This is a genomic window from Mucilaginibacter sp. (assembly GCF_028288185.1).
In the GTDB taxonomy this organism is placed as follows: Bacteria; Bacteroidota; Bacteroidia; order Sphingobacteriales; family Sphingobacteriaceae; genus Mucilaginibacter.
This window is the reverse complement of sequence record NZ_JAQBOF010000019.1, coordinates 51,902-76,726: the sequence shown is the minus strand read 5'-3', so window position 1 is coordinate 76,726 and position 24,825 is coordinate 51,902. Positions and strand designations below refer to the sequence as shown.

Annotated in this window: 13 protein-coding genes; 2 read left to right on the top strand and 11 right to left on the bottom strand. The window is 42.0% G+C overall.

Going from position 1 to position 24,825, the window contains the following annotated elements:
* Positions 1 to 249 precede the first annotated feature (249 nt).
* Positions 250 to 1,821: a glycoside hydrolase gene (locus JWQ34_RS07755; RefSeq protein WP_299356165.1), complete on the top strand. Its 1,572-nt coding sequence runs from the start codon at positions 250 to 252 to the stop codon at positions 1,819 to 1,821.
* Between the two features lie 2 nt (positions 1,822 to 1,823).
* Here JWQ34_RS07755 and JWQ34_RS07750 read toward each other — a convergent pair whose 3' ends face one another.
* The 7 genes from JWQ34_RS07750 to JWQ34_RS07720 form a co-directional block, all read right to left on the bottom strand.
* The gene (locus JWQ34_RS07750; RefSeq protein WP_299356163.1) at positions 1,824 to 2,651 is read right to left on the bottom strand and encodes an SGNH/GDSL hydrolase family protein; all 828 of its coding nucleotides are present in this window, start codon (positions 2,649 to 2,651) and stop codon (positions 1,824 to 1,826) included.
* 37 nt (positions 2,652 to 2,688) lie between these two features.
* Entirely contained in the window at positions 2,689 to 5,250 is a 2,562-nt protein-coding gene (locus JWQ34_RS07745; RefSeq protein ID WP_299356161.1) for a M1 family aminopeptidase, read from the bottom strand.
* A 14-nt stretch (positions 5,251 to 5,264) separates the two neighbouring features.
* On the bottom strand, positions 5,265 to 6,446 hold the full coding sequence (locus JWQ34_RS07740; protein ID WP_299356159.1) for a divalent metal cation transporter: 1,182 nt from the start codon (positions 6,444 to 6,446) through the stop codon (positions 5,265 to 5,267).
* A complete protein-coding gene (locus JWQ34_RS07735; protein ID WP_299356157.1) occupies positions 6,447 to 7,208 on the bottom strand; it encodes a 5-oxoprolinase subunit PxpA in 762 nt (253 codons plus the stop codon).
* A 12-nt stretch (positions 7,209 to 7,220) separates the two neighbouring features.
* On the bottom strand, positions 7,221 to 8,213 hold the full coding sequence (locus tag JWQ34_RS07730) for a biotin-dependent carboxyltransferase family protein (protein WP_299356155.1): 993 nt from the start codon (positions 8,211 to 8,213) through the stop codon (positions 7,221 to 7,223).
* A gap of 1 nt (position 8,214) precedes the next feature.
* A complete protein-coding gene (gene pxpB, locus JWQ34_RS07725; protein WP_299356153.1) occupies positions 8,215 to 8,946 on the bottom strand; it encodes a 5-oxoprolinase subunit PxpB in 732 nt (243 codons plus the stop codon).
* Positions 8,947 to 9,022: 76 nt separating this feature from the next.
* Complete coding sequence (locus JWQ34_RS07720; protein WP_299356151.1) at positions 9,023 to 11,716, bottom strand: family 78 glycoside hydrolase catalytic domain; 2,694 nt, start codon at positions 11,714 to 11,716, stop codon at positions 9,023 to 9,025.
* 413 nt (positions 11,717 to 12,129) lie between these two features.
* On the opposite strand from JWQ34_RS07720, the gene JWQ34_RS07715 reads away from it, so the two are divergent.
* A complete protein-coding gene (locus JWQ34_RS07715) occupies positions 12,130 to 15,024 on the top strand; it encodes a glycosyl hydrolase (protein WP_299356149.1) in 2,895 nt (964 codons plus the stop codon).
* A gap of 283 nt (positions 15,025 to 15,307) precedes the next feature.
* Here JWQ34_RS07715 and JWQ34_RS07710 read toward each other — a convergent pair whose 3' ends face one another.
* The 4 genes from JWQ34_RS07710 to JWQ34_RS07695 all read right to left on the bottom strand — a co-directional run bounded on the left by JWQ34_RS07710 (position 15,308) and on the right by JWQ34_RS07695 (position 24,819).
* Positions 15,308 to 17,935, bottom strand: a complete 2,628-nt coding sequence (locus tag JWQ34_RS07710; protein ID WP_299356147.1) for a hypothetical protein — start codon at positions 17,933 to 17,935, stop codon at positions 15,308 to 15,310.
* Positions 17,936 to 18,393: 458 nt separating this feature from the next.
* Positions 18,394 to 19,959, bottom strand: coding sequence for a hypothetical protein (locus JWQ34_RS07705; RefSeq protein WP_299356145.1), 1,566 nt, complete (start codon positions 19,957 to 19,959; stop codon positions 18,394 to 18,396).
* A gap of 29 nt (positions 19,960 to 19,988) precedes the next feature.
* Positions 19,989 to 21,668, bottom strand: coding sequence for a RagB/SusD family nutrient uptake outer membrane protein (locus JWQ34_RS07700; RefSeq protein WP_299356143.1), 1,680 nt, complete (start codon positions 21,666 to 21,668; stop codon positions 19,989 to 19,991).
* Positions 21,669 to 21,696: 28 nt separating this feature from the next.
* The gene (locus JWQ34_RS07695) at positions 21,697 to 24,819 is read right to left on the bottom strand and encodes a SusC/RagA family TonB-linked outer membrane protein (protein WP_299356141.1); all 3,123 of its coding nucleotides are present in this window, start codon (positions 24,817 to 24,819) and stop codon (positions 21,697 to 21,699) included.
* Positions 24,820 to 24,825 lie beyond the last annotated feature (6 nt).

Here is a 24,825-nt window from a genome sequence, read left to right as displayed (position 1 = left end):
ATATTTATTTACCTCAAGTTTTTGTACTGATTCAGGGTGATTACTCGGCTTTGTCAAAATATTGATTGTTAATAGGTTACAAGCAAATAGTGATTCAGGTGATTCACTATTTTGTGAATCACTTATACCTGCCTGCTACATGAAATGTATATTTTGCAGTTCAAACCTATACAATTCTATAAAAAGAAACGACTTAAAATGGTTTACTCAGGTCTCTATTTCAAGCTGTTTTATTGATAAATTGCGCTTGTGAAAACATATTTTTTATTCGTCTCATTACTTTTTATATCAATTTGCGTAAAGGCGCAAACAGAACCAGACAAACCGTTGATAATAACGGTTGATGCTAAAAATACCGCCCAAACCATACAAAACATAGGCGCGTCCGGTTGTTGGTTCAGTGAGGGAATCGGCAAAAACTGGCCTGTGGAGAAACGCGAAAAAATGGCTGAATTGCTATTTAGCAAACAAACTGCGGCTGATGGTACACCTAAAGGCATTGGGCTTTCGGCATGGCGCTTTAATATTGGCGGCGGTACGGCAGAGCAGGGCGATAGCAGTGGTATCAGAGATTTTAGGAAGCGAGTAGAATGTTTTTTAAACCCCGATGGCACTTACAATTGGAACAAACAAGCCGGCTACCAATGGTTTTTACACAAGGCGAAAAGTTATGGAGTAGAAAACCTGATTGCTTTTATAAATACACCGCCGGTGCAGTTTACGCAAAACGGACTGGGTTATAAAACGGTAAAAGATCATAAAAGCAATTTAAAGCCTGATAAATATAATGCCTACGCCGATTTCATAACCGAAGTAATTAAACATTTTGATAGCGAGGGTGTGCATTTTAGTTACATAAGCCCGGTTAATGAGCCACAATGGGATTGGGCAAACAAACCCGGCCAGGCCAGCCAGGAAGGAAGCCCGTGGAGCAATGCCGAAATTAATCATGTAGTTACTTTGTTGGATGCTTCATTAGATCAAAAGAAACTCACAACAAAAATACTTACGCCCGAAGCAGGCGACCTTACTTATTTGTATGATGGTAAATCGCCATCGGCAAGCCAGATACAACAGCTTTTTGCCGATAACGGTCAATATAGTTTTAGTAAACTAAAACACGTACCCAGGATAGTAGCGGGCCATAGTTACTTTACCGATAATGGCGATAGCATTTTATATACCGTACGTAAACATCTGGCAGATACTGCCCGTAAATATGGGGTGACTTATTGGGAGTCGGAATACTCCATGCTTGGCGAGGGATTTAGAGATGGCACTAAACAAAAGCGGAGCCAAATGGATTGCGCCTTGTTTTTAGCTAAAGTTATTAATCATGACCTAACCATAGGCAATGCTTCGGCTTGGCAATTATGGAACGCCTGGGAGCCGGGCAACGCCGAATGGGATACGCGTTATTACCTGCTTGCCTTAAAACCCAATACAGCCTATACTGATGGCGAGTTTACCATCACCAAAAACTTATGGGGGCTGGGTAATTACAGCCGTTTCATTCGCCCGGGTGTGACAAGGTTAAACACCAGCCGTAATGATGGGTTAACCCCCATACAGGTTGCCAAAGATGTAATGGTGTCTGCATTTACAGGAGGTGAAAATAAACTGGTAATGGTGGTAATTAATTATACCCAACAACCCAGATCAATTGTACCTGATCTAAAGAATTTTAAAGCGATAAAAAAGTATCGAACTTATATAACCACGGCAAATTTAAACGATGATCTTAAACCATCGGCCCAACAAAATTTAAGCGGAGCTATACAGCTACTGCCACGTTCAATCACCACTATTGTGTTTAATTAAGCCTAATACTTCTTCATGATTTTAACCAGCATTTTAGCGATAACGGCATGGCCTTTATCAGATGGATGAAGCCCATCATACATAAAATTCATGGCATCAATAGGGTAGGGGTAATCATCCGTTTTGGGGTTAAATGGGATGCCGATATAATCGGGGTAGGTATAGTTTTTATATTCGCCGGTTTGGGGGTCGCGTAGTCTTTTATAATTAACGGCGTTCTTTATAGTTATGCCGCTTTTGTAATAAAGGTCAACCAGCTTAAAGCTTTCTTTTTGAGCGATAGTCTTAACAGCATCGGCATATTCTGATAAAAAATGACCATTCTTGGCTTTGTAAGCACCGGGTATAATACTGTTAATATCATTTATATCAACATAGTCTGTACGTTGTAGTGGTGTCATTAATATAATCACGGCATCGCTGTTTAAGGTCTTTATCTTGTTTACAATGGTGCGATATGAGCCATATACGGTGCTATTGCCGGCACTATTCTGGTAATCGCTGAACGTACCGATAGGCAAGGCGGTCCACCAGTCGTTAGTGCCTAAAAATACGGTATAAAAGTCTGCCTTTTCCAGGCCTATGTTATTAATATTGTCGGCCATAGCTTTTGCTGTCCAGCCGCCATATCCATGGTTAAAAGAGTGGATATACGGCAACTCATCAGTAACTCTGTCCAGGTAAGCTTTGGTTATGCGATTTTTTGTATATTGTATTCGCCCGTTATGGAAAGTTATCGAGTCGCCAATAGCCGCCCAAGACATATCTTTTTTTGGAGCGAACGAGGTTAGCAACCCTATGATCGCTAATGATACAAACAGCTTTTTCATAATCGGTTTAAAATGAGCCCAAACTTAATAAAGAATACTATAACATTTTTTGTGCACGGTATAAATTATCCGTAGCCTGCAATATTTTGTCCTTTAACTTAGGGTTATAGTGTGGATGCCGCTTCAAAAAGTCGCTTACCACACGGTAGGCATCTTTAGTCTGGTAACTGCTGAATATAGCCGCCAGCCATGATTGCGGGAAGAATACATCGCCCGTGCGCTGTATCTCCTCGACCAATTCCAAACTCTTAGGCAGATACTTTACCGAAGTGCTTTGCCTTAACGGGTGATTTAAATAAGCCAGCGCGGCGGTAACCCAGGCTTCTTTTTGGCGGTTTTTTCTGTTGGCGAGGCTGTTAAAGAAGTTGTCGCGATCCTGCACGTTTAGAGATAGTGCCGGCATCATGAAAGTTAACCGGGCCTTGCGGTCAGCATTGGTTATTCTGTCCATCTGTTGTTTTAAAACCGAAGTAACGGTATCACTTTTTAGGGCGATGGTAAGCGCCAAGCTAGTGTAATCATCCTCGGCCAGTTTAATACCTTCGGGTGCTTTTTGCGATTGCCAGATCTGGTAGATACGGCTTTTAGCATCGGCGCTTAAATAAACACTTTGATAGGCACCGAATAATATCTTTTTATTGTTGGTAGCGGTTTGCTGTTCCATGGCTGCCCATAAGGTGTGTTCTAATTCGGAGCTTAATACTAGTCTATCCGCAGGTAAAATAAAGCTCCAATAAATATTGGTGATGTAGCCGGTAAGCAGGCGCAGGTTCATTTCGTTTTGTTCTATGCTGATGCCTTTTAGATAAAGTTTTAACAACTCCGCGGGTTTAAAGGCACGGCCAGCCAGCATATTTTCATATCCATTAATATAAGCGGACGCGCGTTGTAAAGGGCTTTCTAAATTAAACAAGCTACCCGTCATGGCCTTATCCGCAGGGAACAACCCGTAACCCATGCCATCGGCATTAAACAAAATGAACGATGGTTTTACCAGGCGCGTAACAGCTTTTAAAACTATCTGCCGCGCGTTCATATTAACCGGGATGGTTTTACTGTGATCGGGATAAACCAGCGTAATGCTAAATGCCTGCGGCCATACACGCGGCGCGCCAACTTCGGGGTGTTGGGTAATGGTTAGGTTGCTAATTTTATTACCGGTATAATTAATATGGTAATCAAATACCGGGCGACCTGGCTGGTTAACCCAAACTTTGTTCCATGTGTATAGGTTTGTGCTGCTGTACTTGCTCAAAATAGCTATCAGATCGTTCCAGGTGGCGTTGCCGTAGGCATATTTTTTCAGATACTCGCGTATGCCTTTCTGGAAATTGTCTTTACCCATCAGCTTCTCCAACTGACGCATCATAATAGGGGCTTTATGGTAAATAATATTGCCATACAGCGAGCCGGCATCCTGCAAGTTATCCAGTTGCTGCCTGATAGGGTTTGCACCCATAGTACGGTCAACCCCATACGCTGCCGGGTAATGATCCTGCAAAAATTTAAGGTTGAAGGTCTCGGTACCCATTAATTTTTCGGTCACCTTATCAGCCATAAAATTGGCAAATACCTCTTTCATCCACACATCGTTGAACCACTCCATCGTTACCATATCACCAAACCACATGTGTGCGGTTTCGTGCGAGATCAGATTTGACCGTGCTATAAACTGATCTTTAGTAGCACCCTCATCCAAAAACAAAGCCGACGATTTATACTGCACCTCGCCGGGATGCTCCATACCGCCAAACTGGAAATCAGGTATCCCCACAAAACCTACCTTTTGGAATGGGAAGGGTATGCCCGTCCAATTCTCTAAAAAACTGATAGCATCTTGGTGTGCTTTAAAAACAGAATCAACGCTTAACTTTATTTTTACAGGATCGGTTTCGCGGTGTAAAAATTCTATGTCCCGATTGTCAATCTGCCGTTTCAGATCGGTGTATTTGCCTGCGGTGAACGAAAATAAATAAGTAGGTAATTTATCCGAATTGGCAAAGTGATAAACAGTTTGTATACTGTTTACTATCGAGTCTTTTTTGATACCATTAGCCAATGCTTTCCACCCGATAGGGACACTTAAGGTTAGTAAAAAACGTGATTTCAGATCAGGCTGATCAAAACATGGGAAAACGGTTCGTGCGCGGTCGGGTACAAATAAAGCGTACAGGTAATCGGCGTTACGGTTAAGTGACTCGTTACCGGCAATAAATTCAACAGAAATTTTATTTAAACCACTATGCAGGTATTGCTGCGCGATGATGATATGCTCGGCTTTGAACTCAACAGGAATAATTTTGCCATTAGCTTTTACTTCTTTTATGTGATCTGCATTTTGCTTAAAATCTATTTGTAATGGCTGAGGGGTAGTTGATAAGCTGAAATCGATAATTTCATTCGCGTTTATTGGCTGGCTTTTGTCTGCAGGGATATTAAAATCAAGCGTGTATTGTATATTGCTGATAGCCGAATGGCGATATGTAGCTAATTGCAACGATACTCCCGGCTCTATAGTAACCGGTTTAATAGATCTTTGTGCATATACTACGGTACTTAAGCAAAGTAATAATAAGATGATTTTTAAAGACAATTTCATTTACAGATTTTTAATTAATGACTTAACATTTGGGCGATTGCGCCAACGCTCATCCACGTCATAGTGCCTACCACCAGTACGCCTAAAATAGTTAATAGCAGTGGTTGTTTATAGGTAGCTATAATTTTTGAACGATAGGCGGCTATCAGCATAACACCCAATGCAATAGGTAGTATAAAACCATTGATGGCGCCAACTGCAAGCAATATTTTAACCGGCTTACCTATCGCCAAAAATATAGCGCAGGATACGATAATGAACCCGATAATGATCTCGCGGTTACGTTTTAATATCACCGGACTAAAACTTTTTATAAATGATACCGAAGTATAAGCCGAACCGACTACTGATGAGATGCCCGCCGCCCAGATGATAACGCCGAAAAGTTTATACCCCAACTCACCACTAGCCAAACGGAATACCGAAGCAGCCGGGTTAGATGGATCAAGCTTGCCGCCTGCGGTAATTACACCCAGCGCGGCGATAAACAACAATAACCGCATTACAGATGCTAAACCTATGGCACTTAACGCTCCCCGGTTAACAACAGGCAAGTTTTTCTCGCCGGTTATACGAGCATCCAGCAGGCGATGCGCTCCGGCAAAAGTGATATAGCCGCCGACTGTTCCGCCAACTATAGTCAACACTGCGGTAAAACTAAATTGTGATGGGTTTATAGCCCTTATAGCGGCTTCGGCCAACGGTGGTTTGCTGACGTAGGCGATGTATAGCGCCAGGGCTATTTTAAGGCAGCCCATGCATTTGGCAAACAAGTCCATGGCTTTGCCCGATTCTTTGTATACAAAAATGCCTATGGCCACAATGGCGCTCATGATGGCACCCTGCCCAACGCTTACGCCAAGCAACACGTTTAATCCCAGACCGGCCCCGGCAATATTGCCGATATTAAAAGCCATTCCCCCTAAAAAAACAAGGAACGATACAAAATAACCCAACCCCGGAAAAACCTGGTTGGCAATATCCTGTGCCGGTTTATCGGCAACGGTAATTATGCGCCAAATGTTTAGCTGGGCAATTGCATCCAGTATAATAGAAAGTAATATTACAAATCCAAAACTGGCACCTAATTGCGCCGTAAATACAGCCGTTTGCGTTAAAAATCCCGGACCAATGGCCGATGATGCCATCAGGAAAGCAGCACCAATTAATACGCTCCAGTTGTACTGTTTTTTCATTTACTGCGCAGGGGCTTTAATGGTAATGCCTTCGCTTTTTAGTTTTTTGTTTATCATTTTGGCAAATTCTACGGCGTGCGCGCCATCGCCATGCAGGCAAAGTGTTTCGGCTTTTAGGTTTATAGTTTTTTTATTGGCTGATATTACCTGTTGGTTCTTCACCATCAGCAAAACTTGGGCAATAGACTGCTGCTCATCAGTTATCAAAGCATTGCTTTGGGTACGTGGGGTAAGCGAGCCATCGTCCTGGTAAGTCCTGTCGGCAAATACTTCAGACGCGGTTACTATCCCGGTTTTTTTGGCGGCCTCCACCATTTCGCTGCCTGCAAGGGCATATAATATTAATGACGAATCAAAATCATGTACAGCCTGTACTATAGCCTTAGCCAGCGCGGCATCCTTAGCGGCCATATTGTATAGCGCCCCATGTGCCTTAACATGGTGTAATTTGCCGCCTGCCGCTTTTACAAAACCATATAAAGCACCAATCTGATATAGGGTGATTTGGTAAGCCTCGTTAGCCGATATTTTCATATCCCTACGGCCAAAACCCTGCAAATCGGGTAATCCAGGATGCGCGCCTATAGCCACATTTTTTTTAATAGCCATAGCAACCGTATGCTGCATTACTTCAGGGTCGCCGGCGTGATAACCGCAGGCTATATTGGCCGATGTAATATAGTCCATCAACGTATCATCATTGGGCATTGGGTAGTTGCCAAATGCCTCGCCCATATCGCAATTAAGGTCTATGCTTTGCATGGTGTTGTTAATTTATAAAAATTTGTACTGTACAGCGGTTGTTAGCCTTTGTAAATCCCGTTCCCGTTCAAGATACAGCATTTCTGCCTCATCCCGATTGATTTGTTTAAAATAAATGGCATCGCCGGGTTTAAGCTGGGCGCATAAAGGCATATCAACCGCAGCCACCTGGGCTATACGCGGGTAGCCACCGGTAATCTGGCAATCGGCCATTAACAGCACCATGCTGCCGTTGCCGGTAATTTGGATGGTGCCGGGCGTTACTGCGGTGCTTAATAACTCATCTTTTTTTACGCGATTAATAATTGCGCCCTCCAAATGATAACCCATACGGTTACTACGCTGGCCGATGACGTATGGGATAGTAAAGAAGTCGACAATGCTTTGCTTATCAAACCAGTCAAATTCGTTTGCCGCAACCACCCTGATGCTTTTACGATCAGCAGGTAACAGCAATTGGCGCGGGATACTCCAGTTGGGATAATTGATATGTTCTGCGTTAAGGTTGTCAAATATTTTTTGTGCGATGCTTGATAACTTATCTATGTTAGTCAACTGATCACCGGCTTTTAGCGACCGGCCCTCTAATCCACCAAACCCGGCAGTAATAAAAGTGCTTTTACTGCCTAAAACATCGGGTAGATCCCAACCGCCGGCAATGGCCATGTAAGTACGGCTGCCTGTAGGGTTATTGGTTAGTTTAATATTGGTGCCAGCCGGGATATATATTGGGCGTTCCGGCGGGAGTTTTTGATCGACCACTTTTAAAATAGCGCCATCTCCGGCATAGGCAATCAGCAGGTCTGTTTCTGCTATAAACTCGGCATCGGCATAAGTAAACTCTATTACGGCTTCGTTATCAGTATTACCTACAGCCTTATTTGCAATCCGGGCTGATAAGCTATCCATCGCGCCGGATACGGGCACAGCTTGTGATAAATATAAATCACGCCCCATATCCTGTATAGTGCTCAATAAGCCAGGTTTTACTATTCGTATCTGCATATTACCCGGATGCTAATTGGTTAAACTCTTTCAGGTTTATGGGTTTAAACACAACTTTATCACCTGCTTTTAATAGCGATGGCTGCAGTTTGGTTGCATCAAATAATTTCAAAGGTGTTTGTCCTATAATTTGCCAGCCGCCCGGAGTTTGCAACGGATATACACCTGTTTGCTGCCCCGCTATACCAACAGATCCTGCCGGTATGACCGGCCGGGGAGCGGCTTTGCGCGGTGTGGCCAGCCGTTCATCCATGTCGCCCAAATAAGCAAACCCTGGCACAAAGCCTATCATGTAAACCGTATAAATTACTGAGGTGTGCAGTTTAACAACATCGGTTATACCTAATTGATGCAAATGGGCAAGCTCCTCCAGATCGGGGCCAAACGCGCCGCCATAACAAACCGGAATGGTGACTGTAGTCCCAATAGTTTTAATGCTCTTTTTTTTCTGCTGATTTAAATTAGTTAGATAGCCTGATATCTTCTCAAAACATCCCGCACCCGGCATAGCCGATTTGATCACCGCTAACGGATCAAAAAAAACAGTTAAAGTAGCATAAGCCGGTACGGTTGTACAAAAGCCCGCAAAGGGGTGCTGATGAAGTAATGCGTTAAAATCGCTGATCGCATCTAACAAGTGTTCGGCTATTTGCTGCCCAAAGTCAATAGTAACGGCCCGCTCACTCAAATAATAAATAGAAAAGGTGGGTTTGGTGAGCGATTGTGTAGCCATAATGCGTTTTACCAAAAATAGCAATTAAGGGGAGAATGTGGAGCAGGGCTTTTTATGTAAGATGGCAACAGGTGTTTTACAACACTTCAAACCGATAAACCCCGGATCTAAACTCAATCTCATAATTATCATTTAATTTTTTAACCATAATATCCTTACCGGCGTCATCCTTTATTTTCGTTTTATGATGGGGTAAAACAAAAGTTGCCGAGGTGTTTTTAGGTATCTCGATCAGTATCTCCAAAGTACCTTTTTTATTTCTTTTCCATTCTGAACGTATTTTACCGAACAAGCTGTTATAGGATGATTTGCAATAAGTTAGATCTGCTAGGGGTTTGGGTTCGATAATAAAATGCTTCATACCTGCATTTGCCTCGTCGGGTTTTATACCGCCAATAGCAGAATAAAACCACGTTACGACACTGCCGAACATTGGATGGCTATGCGACCCGCCACCTTTCCATTCTTCCCATAAGGTGCTGTTTTTATCGTCTAATAAATAGCCAAAACCCGGAGCATCTTTTTGATTCATTATTTTGTAGGCAATATCATCCCTGTCGTTTTGTGATAGCACTTTTAACAATAGCGGCGTCCCCAGGATGCCGGTGTCAAAATGATAATTTATTTTATCCAGATGGTTTAGTAAAGAATTAAAAACGGTGGCATTATTTTCCTTCGGCACCAGGCCGAAAGCCAATGCAAATACATCAGCGCCCTGCCTGCCTTCCCAGTAGGTTTTTGTTGAAGCGTTATACCAGGCGTTATTAAAATTGGTCTTGATTTGCCGGGCAAGGTTTGCAAATTTTAAGCGGTCATCATCTTTCCCTAATATCCCGGCAACTTGTGTCATCAGATCGGTAACATGATAAAGATAAGCTGTATTAACCAAAGGCTCCGGAACTTGAACTTTTGTAGGTGTACACCAATCGCCTAAACACCAGCCCTTAGGTTCTTCATGGGATATCAGCCCATTTTTATCGGTTCTTGTTTCTAAATATTCAACCCATTGTTTCATGCCATTATAATGCTTCCTTAATATGGTGGTGTCACCATAATAAGAAAAATACAACCATGGCATAATTACATAGGCCGATCCCCAGGCCGGGCCGCCACCACCACCGGCAAATGGCGCAGTATGCGTAACAAACCCCGTCTTTTTATTTCGGGCATCATTCATGTCATCAAACCATTTAGGATAAAATCGCGACATATCGAATGATAACAAGGCACTTTCCATAGCCACCTGTCCATCACCTGTATAACCAAGCCTTTCTCTATGTGGGCAGTCGCTGCTAACGCTTCCATGCAGATTGGCTTTTTGTGTTTTTAAATAAGCTGTATTTATTTTATTCAGGAATGGATTAGAGCACTCAAAACTTCCATTTGATGATACATCGGTATGTACATCTTTTACTTGGATACTTTCCGCATCGAGAATCACATCTTTGGAAACAACTTCCATTTTCCGAAAAGCATGCCAGGTAAATTTGGGTTCCCAGGTTTCTATTCCGTTACCTTTTAAAATGTAACTATCATATTGCCCATAATCATTGCCCTCTTCACTTATATATCTTATTTTAATCTTGCTTCCAGCTTTGCCTTTAACAGTTAAGGATGCCCAGCCTGCTACAGTTTCATCTAAATGATATAAATAAACAGAGTCTTTTATTTTACCATCAAAAGTGGGTTTTAACGTACGGGTAACTTTATCAAAAGGTGCCAGTTGCGGGTGTAAAGCGCCGGTAGGGGGCTTTACAAAAATGGCTGATTTCCATTTAATAGCATTATATGCTGTTTTATTCCAATCGCCTAATTCTAAACGTGCATCATACTTTTCGCCCGTAAAAATACCATCCTTTATTAACGGGCCGGTTGTGGTTTTCCAGGTATTGTCCGAACTTATGACGGTTGTGGTTCCGTCTGTATATTGTAGCTCCAATTGGCAGATCAATTTTGGCAGATCATACCACATATTACCTTCAATTGTTCTGTCGCGTTGGTTATACCAGCCATTACCCAGTAATATCCCAATAGCATTGTTTTTTTGCGTAAGGCTACCGGTGATATCAAAACTATTGTATAGCACTCTTTGAGTGGACTGATCATCATAGGGGTAAAGCAATTTTTTAAGCGGCCGTTGATCATAATTGGTGACAGCAGGAGCCAATACCTGGTCGCCAATTTTTTCCCCATTTAAAAACAGTTCATAAAAACCCAGGCCACTTATATAAACTGTTGCTTTTTTTATTTTTTTTGCGATTATAAATTCTTTACGGAAAAAAGGCGCCGGGTAAGTTATAGCCGAGTCAGGGTATGGATTTTCGAAAGCCCCGATCCATTTAGCTTTCCAGTCGGTAGGATACAGTAAACCCATAGACCAGGAAGCTGCCTGGCTCCAATTAGACGGGCTGTTTTTTTCGTCCCAGATCATTACTTTCCAATACACTTTCTTCCGGGAGGTTAACGCCTTACCCTGGTAGCTAACTTGGGTAGAATTAGAAGAATATACGATACCGCTATTCCAATAATCGCCTTTATTTTGCGCTAATAAAGAGATATTGCTCGCTACTATAATTCTATATGCCTTTTGACTTTTAGCCTGGTACGATGAAACCAATTGCCAGCTAAGAATTGGATGCTGGCTCTCAATTGCAATTGGATTTAAAAGATATTCGCATTTAAGGTTTTCAATTTTTACATCTGATGGTTTACAAAAAACAACATTTGGAATAAGTAGAAGTAAAGTTATAAAGGCAAAGACTATTTTCATTTGAATATTAATTGGTGTTATAAATTAGACTTCATAAACAAAACATAATTCAGTCTATGGTGGTTGTTATCACCGCCCTACTAATGTACAGTAAAAAATAATAAGCATAAAAAGCCCCACGGACATGCAGGGGCTTTCATCTTGATCCCATCGCAAAGCAATAGATCAAGATTTGCAAGCCTATTGGGAAGATGTCTATCAGAAATTGCTTGCCTTAAATACGACTTGATTTTTAAAATTGGCCGCCGTTTGTATTAAACCAAAAAGAAACATTGCAACTTAAAGTGTGGCCGCTTATTGTTCAACCACAATAAGCTATTATTTCGGACAAAATTTGCCGCCAAAATAGTAACTTAAAAAAAGTTATGAGAGCAAATATTATTCATCATGAAAAATAAGACCAAATCAATAAAATGAGCCCTAAAAAGTACTTAGCTATAATCGTGACCGCGCTGGTAATTAACCAGGTATCCGCACAAAAGCGAGCATTTAATACCACATCAACCCTTCCTGACGCGGCAATGCAAAGCAATTTTAAAACACCGCCTAAAAGTGCCCGCCCATGGGTTTTTTGGATGTGGCTGCGCGTAAACACCAGTGAGGAAGCCATAACTAAGGACCTGGAAGAAATGCACGCCAAAGGCATTGAGGGCACCATACTATACGAAAGTGGTGTGGGCAGCGAACTAAGCTCGACCAAGGCAACCATGGTTTTGAAGGATAAAAAATATGTAGTTACCCCAACCCAGGACTTTAAAGGGGCCTACATGACCGAGCTGCCCACCGAGCATTTGCAACCCTGGGATAGCCGCGTACGCCAGTTGTTTAGATTTGCCGCCAAAGAGGCTGGGCGCATAGGGATAAAATTTGTTTTAAGCGTAGGGTTGGCAGGCACATCAGGCCCAATACCAGCCGAGTTTGGACAGCAACGGATGCTTTGGTCTGAAAAAGATATTGAAGGTGGCGTATCATTTAATGATATGCTGCCCGATCCTAAAGAAACCATTTCTGCAACCAATTTATCGCCTGCGGCGATAAGCCTGGACTATATTAAAAAAGCAGCGAATGAAGCAATGGCATTAAAAAAATCGAAATTTATAGGGCATGAAATCGCGGTGCTTGCTATTACCGATGGTATAAGTGATGTGTCAAAGATCATTAACTTATCCGATAAAATGGATAGCGAGGGCCGCCTGCATTGGGATGCACCTGCGGGAAAATGGAAAATTATGCGGTTTGCCTATCAGCCAACCATGAAAGGCGATGTTTGGGGCTTGTTTACCGATGGCATGAGCGCCGAGGCTTTAGACACCACCTGGAGCATCACCATAGGTAAAGTCTTAAAAGAAATGAAACCCGAAGAGAAAAAGGGTTTAATAGGTATTGAGGATGATAGCTGGGAAGGCGGCGAAACAACCTGGACCAAATTTTTTGCCGACAAATTTAAACAGCAACACAATTATGACCTGATAAAATGGCTGCCGGCAATTGCAGGTATGACCATTGGAGATACCACTCAATCTGCCGGTGTAAGACGCGATTATTACAGAACCATTGCCGACCTGATAGCCAAAAACCATTACGGCCATTTGCGCGAGCTGGCAAATAAAAATGGCTTGTTAAGTTACTCGGAGGCCTCGGGGCCAAATTCGGCGCAATTGGATGGCATGCAAAACTCTAGGGGGATGGATGTAGCCATGGGCGAGTTTTGGATCCCATCAGTACATCGTGCTACGCCTGATAGGCGCTTTTTATTGCGCAATACCGCAAGCGCCAACCATATCTATGGCAAATTAATAACGGCTTGCGAAGCGTTTACATCCGTGGGCCCGCATTGGGAAGAAAGCTTTTTCGATTTAAAAAATACCGCCGACCAGGCATTTTGCGATGGCGCTAATCTGGATGTTTTCCACAATTTTAGTCATTCATCATCAACAACGGCCAAACCTGGCTTTGTTTATTTTGCAGGCACACATTACAGCCGCAACGTTACCTGGTGGGAACAAACACCGGCATTTAACGCCTATATTGGTCGTTGCTCCTACATGCTGCAGCAGGGGCTTTTTGTTGCCGATGCGCTTTATTACCGTGGCGATGACATTGGCCACGGCGAACCCATGAAAACAGAACCCGCTATACCCGCACCGGGCTACGACCATGATAATTGCAATCTGGATGCCCTGCTTACCCGCGTAAGTGTTAAAAATGGTCGTTTTGTATTGCCCGATGGCATGAACTATAAAATATTGATATTGCCCGATCATTCAAAAATTGCTCCTGAAGTGTTGGACAAAATTGCAGCATTAGTGGCCGCTGGCGGTACAGTTGTTGGTCCGCGCCCCGAAGGTATTGTCGGGCTTGCAGGCAATACGACTCAAAAAGCCAGGTTGGAAAAGTCGATAGACAAGTTATGGCCGACAGGTAACAATGGATCAGCCCATGTAATTGCAGATAAAACACCGGCAGAAGTATTGCAGGCCTTACGTGTTGCGCCAGATTTTGAATACAGCGGACTAAGCAAAGACGGCGATATTGACTGGATACACCGTAAAGCAGGGGGCGAAGATATTTACTTTGTAGCCAGCCGGTGGGATGCAAAAGAGAAGATCAATTGCACTTTCCGCGTAAGCGGGAAACAACCGGAGCTATGGGACGCGGTTACCGGCGAGACAAGAACTATAACGGCTTTTAGTCAAAAAAATGGTCGCACCATAATTCCGTTGGAGTTTGATCCGCGCGGATCTGTGTTTGTTGTGTTTAGAAAACCAATCTCAACAATAGCCAAAGGCACAACAACTTCGAATTACCCAACCTTTACGACCGCTGCTAAACTCACCGGAAAATGGGAGCTGCATTTCGACCCTAAATGGGGCGGCCCGGCAAAAATCGAGATAGACTCGTTAATGGACTGGACAAAGTTTACTGACTTTAATATCCGACATTACTCGGGTACGGCAGTTTATTATAAAAGTTTTAATTTGGATAAGGGAGCAATCGGCAAAAAGATTATCCTTGATCTAGGCGAAGTGCATGAAGAAGCGGTTGTAAAAGTTAATGGTATTAACTTGGGTGTGGTGTGGACCAAACCCGCGCAAATAGATGTAAGCAAAGCGATACATGCAGGCGAAAACAAGTTAGAAATCACTGTTGTAAACCTTTGGCCCAACCGTTTAATTGGCGATGAGGGTTTACCAGTAGATCAACGCTTTACGCTAACCAATATGCACAAGTTTAATAAAGATACGCCGCTGTATCCATCGGGGTTAATTGGCCCGGTAAAGTTGCAAAGCGCAAATCCGGAGAAATAAAAAAAATTAAGAATATCCATTATGCCCCATAGTACTATGGGGCATTTTTATTCCACTAAAAAACCACTGTCAAAGGCGGTAGGTTAGGGGTAAAAGCTATGCCAATCTGTACTTACTTTATAGATTTGATATGTTCGCCGATTCCAAATTTGTTTGTACAAAAAAACTATAAGGTTTATTCAAAGCCCCCACATTTGGTGGGGGGTATTTACTCCAGTAAACAAGACGCGGTATCAAATGCCAAATTTCAAACAAACCATATCAGCAATACATTCTTGCTGGATTATTTAATAATAGAAAGTTTTAACCGCTTAAATCCTACTAAACCTCTAAGATCAGCCCCCTGAATTATTACTGTGTAGATACCTGGTTTATCAGCAGCATAAAAAGATGTACCGGTTTTGCCCGCTTTAGATGTTGCCAGCTGCGGTTCCCAGTGAATAGTTGGGCGTAAGTCGGTAATTACGCTTGAGGCAGTATAGCGCGGGCGATAAAACTGCTTTGGCCATGTTATAGGGACAGGTTTGTAATCAGTAGCATCAGATGATACATTTGATGACAGGCCTTTACCCCCGCGTGTGGTTATTTCGATATATGCGCCATCCCTGCTATTCTTGTCCGATAAATCTAAAGAATTCATCAATGCGTAAGCATTGGTATATTTTGAAGATGTCAGTACCTCTATACCCAATATATCCTTCATTTTGATACCGTTAAGTGCTGTTGTAAGTTGGTCGTATCGCGAGCTGGGACCACCGCCATCATCAATTAAAAACCTGTCGGATAACCACCCATCGACTTCAAATTGCACCGTCTTGTCACGTATACGATAGCTCCGGCCCTCTTTGTTATCGAGCATATTCATTCCCCGAACATTTTTCAGTAGAAAGTCAAGCAGCGTTATTTCACCGGCAGCTTCTATTCGCGACTGATCTATCACTTCATCAGCACCACCCGGCCCGTTCAAATTACGCGAACCCCGTATCCCTTTTTTGTTTCCAATATTTACCTCATCCAGCAAATTATTTCCCTCGAATAAGAATTGTTTCTTCAGAAATTCCAGTTTATCTTCGGCCAGCTTAACTGCCGTATTGTCTTTGGTATTTACATACCATGGCATCCCCGGCAATGCTTTTTTAATGCCGCCGGCAGGCGTAAACTGATCGACTTTAACCTGCAATCGGGCTTTCTTGTTTTTTTCATTGCGGGCCTGAATATAAAATGACAACGAATCTGTTTTTGGCAATTTTTTGAAAGCAAAACGACCGTTGGCGTCAGTAACGGTATCCATCATAATAGAAACTTTTTTTCCGGAAATCATAACCAAAACATGTCCTCCAACAACCGGCTTATCTGCCATTGTGGTAACTGCACCACTTAATATTAATCCCTTTTCTGGAGTGAATTTAGTTTGGGCACCCGGTTGTAATATTTCAGGCCAGTTATAACTTACCCAACCTTGGGTTAATAACAGCAGGTCAATATCGGTGGTTGCAGATGGCGCATCGCTAAAATAATAAGCCGGATCTTCAATTGTACCTTTTAAGCCCGAAGTTAAAAGCATAGATGAAACGATATTATTTTCAAGGCTGTCTTGCTTTACAAGCCCATCATCAGTAACAGCTACTGATAAACTACCAGCAGATATCGGGTCGCCAATTTTACTTTTCATACTGATAGCAAGAAAGACACTATCCCTGGTGTGGTATGCTGTTTTTGATGGCATGGCCGAAATTATAAGCCGGTCACTATGATCAACAAAGGTCGCACGTTCACTAATCGGTTGGCCCAGGCTATTAAATACCGTAAAATGTACAATGCCTGATGGAAACAGGTCTTTTGATAAAGAAACTGTTTTTTTCTGGCCCGAAGCAATAATGCTGGTTTCGTAATATGGTACATCGTTTACAAAACCTGCTAATAAAAGAGGTTGGTTATTTAATAGATCTATACTACTATTTATTGAAATTTTTACCGAATCGGAACCAAGTGTATTTACCACTTGCAGGTTAATCCCCGACGTAGACACTAACGGCAATGCAAATGTTTTATTAGCTACAATGGCTGTATAAGTTTCTCCCTTTTCGGGAGTTAAATTAAATACCCCCATCCCTTTATGTGCAGATTTAAAGGAAACGATATTTTTTCTCTTATTATCTATTATATATCCCTCAATATCTTTAGCAAGGCCGTTGGTCCCTATGGCTTTAAACCCAATTTTAGTTGGCAAACCGGCAATTAAATACCCCCCTTCAGGCATAAATTGAAGATCGACTCCGTCAATATCACCCAGTACGGGTATTACCGCATTTTGCGATGGCAGTTTGCCGTTGATAATAAGGTTAAAAGGGCCCTTAACTTTACTGGTATCCGGCAAGGATAACTTTGCCGTAAAGCTTCCGTCGGCATTAGTTTTTACAGTAGTTTTGTCCAACGTTAGGTCACCGGCTTTAAATGTCCAGGTAACATCGTCTGTGCCATATTCCTTTCCGTTATAGTCCTTCAATGTCACATCTATTGTTTCAAAAGATTTCTTTCCTTCAGTTGATAGGTGTGAATGTTGGTTCACCAGCCATTTATTGGTAGCCGGATTTGATATGTATATCCTTTTGGTGAAGAATTTGTCGGTACCCGCATTTTGCATCCAGTTTGTGTAAGCACGCAGGGTATAATAACCATCCGGAAGATTCTTGTCCAACGCTAGTTGGCTCCACGATAAACCTATTTCGGCCGGCATTGAAATGCGTTTAACCACATTGTTCCTATCAGAAATTAACTCTACATATATCAGTCCGCTGATAGTTGAAAAAGTATGTGTTAACCCGCTTAAAAGGTAGGCTTTAAGCCATATTGTGTCAGGCAGGGAGTAATAAGATCTGTCTGTATGCAGAAAAATGTTCTCTGTAGGCACTATTTTACTGTAACTACTAGCAACATCAGCCAGTTTGCCTGGTAATTGAGTGTTTGCACTGCGTGGTGCATTTTGAGCCGAAGCCGCACTATAACAAAAACAAATACATATAACACAAGTGTTTAACAAATAATTGTTCTGTTTTCTTCGGTTCGGAGTATTAGTGTTATTCCACATAATCTAAAAAATGTTTTACTAGTTATTACTAAGCCTGCTTTAATATGGCAGAAACAAGCGTATTTACAAAGGAGTGATGAAATAAAGAAGCCCACTTGTTTACAGGCGGGGCTTCTCATTTAGTCTAGTGATCAATAATTTAATTAGATAGGTATAGGGGTATAGGCGGAGGAGGTATTAATGTTATTTATGGGCCTCCAATGGCCTGTATATTTACATTGTTTCTTTTTCCTGTTTTCATATTAATGTATTAACAATTACGTCTAATTGCTTATAATGGGCTATGGTTTCTGTTGCACTTTTATAACACCAAATAATAAATAATTACCACCAGTAAATGAATCAACAGTTTCTACACCACCGGTTACCGGGTTTGTATATGAATTATCTGACGTTCTGATCAGGCCTTTTCTTCCATCATTCATCGAAAAACCCCAAACCTGGCTAAATCCAAGCGCATCAGTATATAATTTACCGGTTGTTTCCACATCAGCTAAAATTGTGGGGAACTCATTATCATAAGTAATGCTATTAAAATTTGCCAAAGTAACCTGGCTTGGGCCGGTAATGTTATCCAGTCGTTTAAAGTACACCACTCTTAATCCGGAACCTGCTGCTTTAAGTTTAGCATCCATGGAGATTAAAATATCTCTGAATTGGCGATTATGCAGATCAGATAAAAAGTTACCACTCTGCTGTGGTTGCGGGTTTCCAGCAAGATCACCGGTAAGGTTTGTTACCGTTGCCGGGTCATACGGTACGCCAATAGCCGTGCCTGTCTGGCCAACGGCAGGTGCTGCACGTGGCACAGTACTTCCCGCAAGCGGTGCCGGTATGGCGGCAATAGTCCATATTAACTGAGCGCCGTTTGATGTAAGGGTTAACCCTCTTAGCGCGTAAGCGGCTTTATTAGCAGTAACAAAATTGGTAGCGGTAACCGTTGTACTGGTAGCATATGTTAATGGCAAGGTAAGGCCACCGGCGTTTACTCGTGCTGTACCAGTAGTTCCTACAACAAGTACACTTAGGTATTGGCAACCTACATACATGTGGCCCAATAGTTCTATATAGCTTGGTGATGCCAGGTAAAATTGGTTTAACGCAACACTTGGGGTAGCACTGGTATATCGTGCTCTAAACCCTGTCATATCAATTTTGTCGGCGTTAGCCAAAACATCAGCGGGGACCCAGCCTAGTGTAGCGCCTAAATCAAATGACACGAATGGTGGCTGCCGTTGTTGCAAACGATAATTTTGTTCAGGCCTTTCGCCGCTTGCAAGATTAAAATAATCCTGCGCACCAATTGACATGGTATATTTAACAGGCCAGCTAAAATCAAATACCTGTAGTTTTCTGCCCGATGTACTGCCAATTTTTATAGTTATAAAGTTATGTGTAACTGTGCCTACGTAATTTCCCGAATTTTGAAAGTTAAAGCTTAAAGTTACACTTGAACCGGCAGCTACAGCCGGATCAATATGGTAAGAATAATAAACTTTTACACTTGTAATGCCTTGGGCAAAATTGCCCGAAGCATCAATCGCACCTTCGGGCTCTGTTTTTATAACTTTTGACAGGGATGAAACAACATCAGAAGTAGAGTTTACAAAAAACTTAGTAAGTGGGTTTCCACTTACTACGGTAAATGTGTACACTACATCGCTGCCTTGCTCGTAATCTTTAATTGGCCCCAGTGCAATCTGTGTGCCGTTTGACGTAGCTGTACCTTTATCAACCACAAAGGTTACCAGCGGCTTGGTAATTTTTGTATTTACATCTGATTTTTTACAGGAAAACAATGTTGCCCCAATAAGAATGATCAGAAGATAGGATAATCCTTTTTTCATAACTGTATTTACTAATTTTTAGTTAATGACTATTTTTTATATACTGGTAAATACCAATTTTTACGATCCATCAGACGTGCTTTAATAGCTCCCTGCTGACTTAATGGATATTTTCTTGCTACCGCGTTTGCCAAAATAGAAGCATCGTTATTCCGTTTGGCAAATCTAACCAGGTCAAACCAACGCCGGCCTTCAAACGCGGATTCAAGTGCAAATTCTTCAAGAATAAATTTTTCTACCTGGTCGTGGATTGAAACACTGCTGGTTACATCAATTTTAACCGGTGCGACGCCAACGCGATACCTTGGGCCTTTATAAATGTAGGCATAATAGGCTCCTCCATTTAGATAAAGCAATGCCTGTCCGCTCTGTCCGGCATTATTTAACATTTCGCATCCCATTAAATAAACCGGGCCATCACGATATAGGTCAAAAAAAGCATCGTTATCAGCATATCTATCACCAATAAGCGGACTTTTGAATACGCCCCTGCTTTTCATCAGATATTTGGAGATCAACGTATCTCCACCATCTACCATGTATGAACCACGTTCGGCACGATAATTATCGCCGTAGCCACCAATAACAGGATATCCGTCTGAACCCATTACCTCCTGGCCCTGAGCAACGTTAGAACCGAAATTATTGGTTTCATTGATAAAATATCCTGAAGGGCCGGTTTGATACTGCTGTAAGCTCATTGGTTGTTTTCTCCAATCATTTATAATAAACGAACTTGGCCTAACAGCGTAAGCAGCACCATATTTATTATTGGTCCATTTCATCAGGTTATTGGTTTGCCCTTTGGTTGCATCATAATTAAGTGCCATAACTACCTGCTTATTATAGTTACCACTGCTCCGGTCAAAACCAATGGTCCATTGTGTAAACTGCCCGGTCACCATGCCCAGTTCTGCCTGTGCGTTAGATCCATCGGCTGTTGTATTGTTTTGCGCACCCAATGGAAATATATTACGCATAGTTTCGAGCGCTTTTTGATAGTTTTGATCATATAAATAAAGCTCTGCTAAAAAGACCCGCGAATTACTATCACGCCACTGGCCTGATGTTAGTAAAAAATCATTACTGGCGCCTAATGAAGTGGCGCTAAGTGTTTGCAAATACACAAAATTGTTTTCGGCATCTTTGAGAATATTCTTGATGATCGTCTCGCTTTTTGTAACAGGCAAGTTGCTTACATCCTCTGCCTTGGTAACACTAGTAGTAATGTAAGGTACATCACCCCATATTTTAGTAATTTGCAGATAAGTCCAGGCGCGGATGTAATATGCCTCTGCTTTATTGATCAGATAAATATTACGGTTATAGTTTACCGGGTCGTTCTTTATTATTTGGTCAAGTCCCTCAAGTGTGCGGTTACAGGCAATAATAAGCCGGTAAAATTTGGTATAATCGCAATAAGGGTTGCTTGAAGTTACCCTGTTATCGGTAAATTCTTTTATCCATACATCTGCACCACGGGCATCGCTTACCAGTTCTCCCCGAAGCTCGCCCGTGATAAATATTTGATCGGCAAGCGGAAGCATCAAGCTATATAATCCATTAATAGCTGTAATTGCGTCGGGCGCGGCTTTAAAGCTCTGCTCTTCACTAAGAGTTCCTTGCGGCTGTATGGTAAGGTATTTTTTGCAGGAGGCAGGTAGCAGCATTCCCGCTGCCAGCACTAATATCCAAAGTGTTTTTTTCATTTTATTAGTTTTAAATGTCTGACAGATTTTATAATCCAATTTTTAAACCAAGCATAACTGTTCGTGTAAGAGGCACGTTTCCGAAATCATATCCTCTGGTAAACGAGTTTGTATTTACCGCAACCTCCGGATCATACCCAGAATATTTTGTGGCAGTGAACAAGTTATAGCCAGTTAGATAAACTTGTGCGCTGCGCATAAAGTAAATTTTATTCTGTTTAAAGGTGTAGCCTATTGTAAGCGACCGCATTTTTAAATAAGAGCCGTCTTCGATAAATTGTGAAGAAGGTCTTCTGTTCCTGGCGGGATCACCCTGTAACGTTTGCGGGATATTTGTAACATCGCCTTCTCTTGTCCAGGCGGTTAGCGCTTGTACGGACTGGTTTTCATAACCTACCCCATCTTCCAATTTAGAGCGCAGAACATTCAATACATCGTTTCCATAAACGTAAGAGAAAGTTGCTTGTAAATCAAACCCTTTATAAGATACAGACCCGTTTAAGCCTCCAAAAAATTTAGGATTAGAATTACCAATTACCTGCATGTCTTTGTTGTTAATGATTTTGTCGCCATTAACGTCCTGATAATGAATGTCACCTGCCTTGTATGGTGTACCTAATTCTGTGGTTAATCCAGCTGCTGATGCTTCGGCCGATGTTGAAAATACACCAAGATATTTGTTTCCGTAAATAAGGCCGGCCGGGTTTCCAATACCAGCAATGGATGAATATCCGTTTGCTCCATCAATGTATGAATCCGGTCCGGTAAGGCTTAATATTTTAGTTTGGTATCTGGCTATGTTTACCCCGGCATTCCAAATGAAATTGCCCGCATGGCCCCGCGCCGTAATACCTACTTCAAGGCCGCGGTTGTTTATAGTTCCGCCATTAGCCCAATAAAATGACTGGCCATTCTGGCCTGATATCGGCATGGGAACCAATAAGTCTTTGGTACGACTATTAAAATAGTCTACCTGAATTGTTAAAGGCGTATTGTGGATAGCTAAATCTGTCCCTAAATTCCATGAGTTAGTGGTTTCCCATTTCAAAGAGCTATTTCCGATAGAAATTGGCACTAAGCCGGGATAAGGCCCATTAAATGATGATCCATACAAAGAATATTGTGCATTTACCGGGATATCCTGGTTAGCGGTTATTCCCCATGAACCTCTTATGTTAAACGCGTCTAACAGGTTAAGGTCATGCATCCACGGCTCTGATTTAACACGCCAGGTTAAGCCAGTATACGGAAGAAATGCAAAAGGAATTGATCCTATACGCAAACCATCGGCATCTTTACCAAATTTTGAGGAGCCATCCAGACGTGCGCCAGTTTTAAGGAAAAGTTTTTCGCGGAAATTATATTCGCCGTTTACAAAAACCGAAACGTTATTATAATTCTCTCGCACTCCGTCTGAGTTTACGCGTGTGCCATCACCCAAACCTTGAAACTGATCATCGGTTGAGTGCCTTGCAATACCATATCCGCTTGTATATTTTCCAAGTTCAAGGTTATAACCACCAAAAACCAGGATATGACTAGATGAGCTTACATCTTTTTCGTATGTTAATGTATGCTCTATGGTTAGCGCCTGCTTGTTTTGCATTTGCTCTTCAGAAGTACGGTCATAACGGATATCGTTGTATTGCGGAACAATTGCTAATGAGGGTGTAAACCTGTCTTCCTGAAGGCCCCTTCTGTCAAGGGTAACGGTAAGTTTTGTATTAAAGTGATTTGTAAAATTATATTGGCCATAAACACTTGCCAGTATCCAGTAATTTTTCACTTCATTATCAACATTTGTTACAACAGCCATTGGGTTACTTAAATTATCATATGATGGCTGGGTATAAAATGGACTATTCACTCCCGGGCTGCTTTGTACATAGGGGGAAAAGATAGGAGGCTTAGTCAAGCCAAGATATAGGGGGTTAAGTCTTTCTTCATATCCCTGGTCCATCAATGTTTTGTTAGTATTAATGTAAGAAATTTTTGCACCGGCATAAAAGTCTTTAAGTATCTTAAAATCCAGATTAAACCTTGCTGTTAAATTTCCTATTGATGTTCCGCGGATATTGCCATTTGCATCATTATAGCCTACATTAAAGGCATACTTTGATGTCGCATCTCCACCACGCAGGTTCAAATAGAAATCAGTACTAACTGCGTTGCGCGATACCACCTTTTGCCAATCTGTATTATTACTGTAAGGAAGATAAGCCGCACTGGCAGGGTTCATGTTAAAGAATGGGAATGTAGTGTTAATGGTTTGCTGGTCAAGGCCAAAAGCATTAATCTTATTTGCCAGGTATGCTTTGTATTGAGTTGCATTCATTACAGGCAGTTCTTTAAATCGCGGAGAATAACTTTCCTGGGCAGACACATCCAAAAATGTTTTACCGTTGGTACCACCTTTTGTAGTAATTACAATGGCTCCGTTGGCGGCCCTTGATCCGTAAATACCTGCTGCCGAAACATCCCGAAGTACAGTAATTGTCTCAATATCTTTTACGTTTATAGTTGACAGATAATTGAAAACATTGCCACGCGTTAATGAATTTGTAGAAGTAAGATTAACTATTGGTACTCCGTCAAGCACTATAAGCGGGTCATTAGTAGTGTACAACGAGCGTACACCGCGCATATTAAGCTTCATGCCTTCTCCGGGTACGCCCGAATAAGAATTGGTTTCTAACCCCGGCACCGTACCTTGCAGCATTTGATAAATATCCCGGTACCTGTCATCCGTATTCTGGATAATAGTATAAGCACCATTTAGATTTTTAGAGTTGGCTGTGTAATAAGGCAGCCTAACGGTTGACTCGCCATTGTTAATTCCCTCAGGAGTAAGTACGATAGTTACCTGGTCCTTTCCGTGCAATGCAAACTCTGTTTGCTGGTATCCTGGAAAGGAAACTACCACCACCGAATATTGAGACGGAACATTTACAACGAATTTACCGTCATTGCCGGTATTTATACTCTTAAGCGAGTTTTTTACGTTGATTAATGCACCTTTAACAGGCTGAGAAGTAAGGTAATCTATAACGATACCCTGTACTTTGATCTGGTCCTGTGGTTTCGCTTGCTGGGCTACGGCGGTGCCTGTGTAAACGATAATTATTATGAGAAGGTAAAAATATCTTAGCATGTTGCT

What these genes read in the sequence shown, in the direction of transcription:
- JWQ34_RS07695 (WP_299356141.1), bottom strand. Translation starts at nt 24,819, where the DNA reads ATGCTAAGATATTTTTACCTTCTCATAATAATTATCGTTTACACAGGC.
- JWQ34_RS07740 (WP_299356159.1), bottom strand. Translation starts at nt 6,446, where the DNA reads ATGAAAAAACAGTACAACTGGAGCGTATTAATTGGTGCTGCTTTCCTG.
- JWQ34_RS07745 (WP_299356161.1), bottom strand. Translation starts at nt 5,250, where the DNA reads ATGAAATTGTCTTTAAAAATCATCTTATTATTACTTTGCTTAAGTACC.
- JWQ34_RS07700 (WP_299356143.1), bottom strand. Translation starts at nt 21,668, where the DNA reads ATGAAAAAAACACTTTGGATATTAGTGCTGGCAGCGGGAATGCTGCTA.
- pxpB (WP_299356153.1), bottom strand. Translation starts at nt 8,946, where the DNA reads ATGGCTACACAATCGCTCACCAAACCCACCTTTTCTATTTATTATTTG.
- JWQ34_RS07730 (WP_299356155.1), bottom strand. Translation starts at nt 8,213, where the DNA reads ATGCAGATACGAATAGTAAAACCTGGCTTATTGAGCACTATACAGGAT.
- JWQ34_RS07705 (WP_299356145.1), bottom strand. Translation starts at nt 19,959, where the DNA reads ATGAAAAAAGGATTATCCTATCTTCTGATCATTCTTATTGGGGCAACA.
- JWQ34_RS07715 (WP_299356149.1), top strand. Translation starts at nt 12,130, where the DNA reads ATGAGCCCTAAAAAGTACTTAGCTATAATCGTGACCGCGCTGGTAATT.
- JWQ34_RS07750 (WP_299356163.1), bottom strand. Translation starts at nt 2,651, where the DNA reads ATGAAAAAGCTGTTTGTATCATTAGCGATCATAGGGTTGCTAACCTCG.
- JWQ34_RS07720 (WP_299356151.1), bottom strand. Translation starts at nt 11,716, where the DNA reads ATGAAAATAGTCTTTGCCTTTATAACTTTACTTCTACTTATTCCAAAT.
- JWQ34_RS07735 (WP_299356157.1), bottom strand. Translation starts at nt 7,208, where the DNA reads ATGCAAAGCATAGACCTTAATTGCGATATGGGCGAGGCATTTGGCAAC.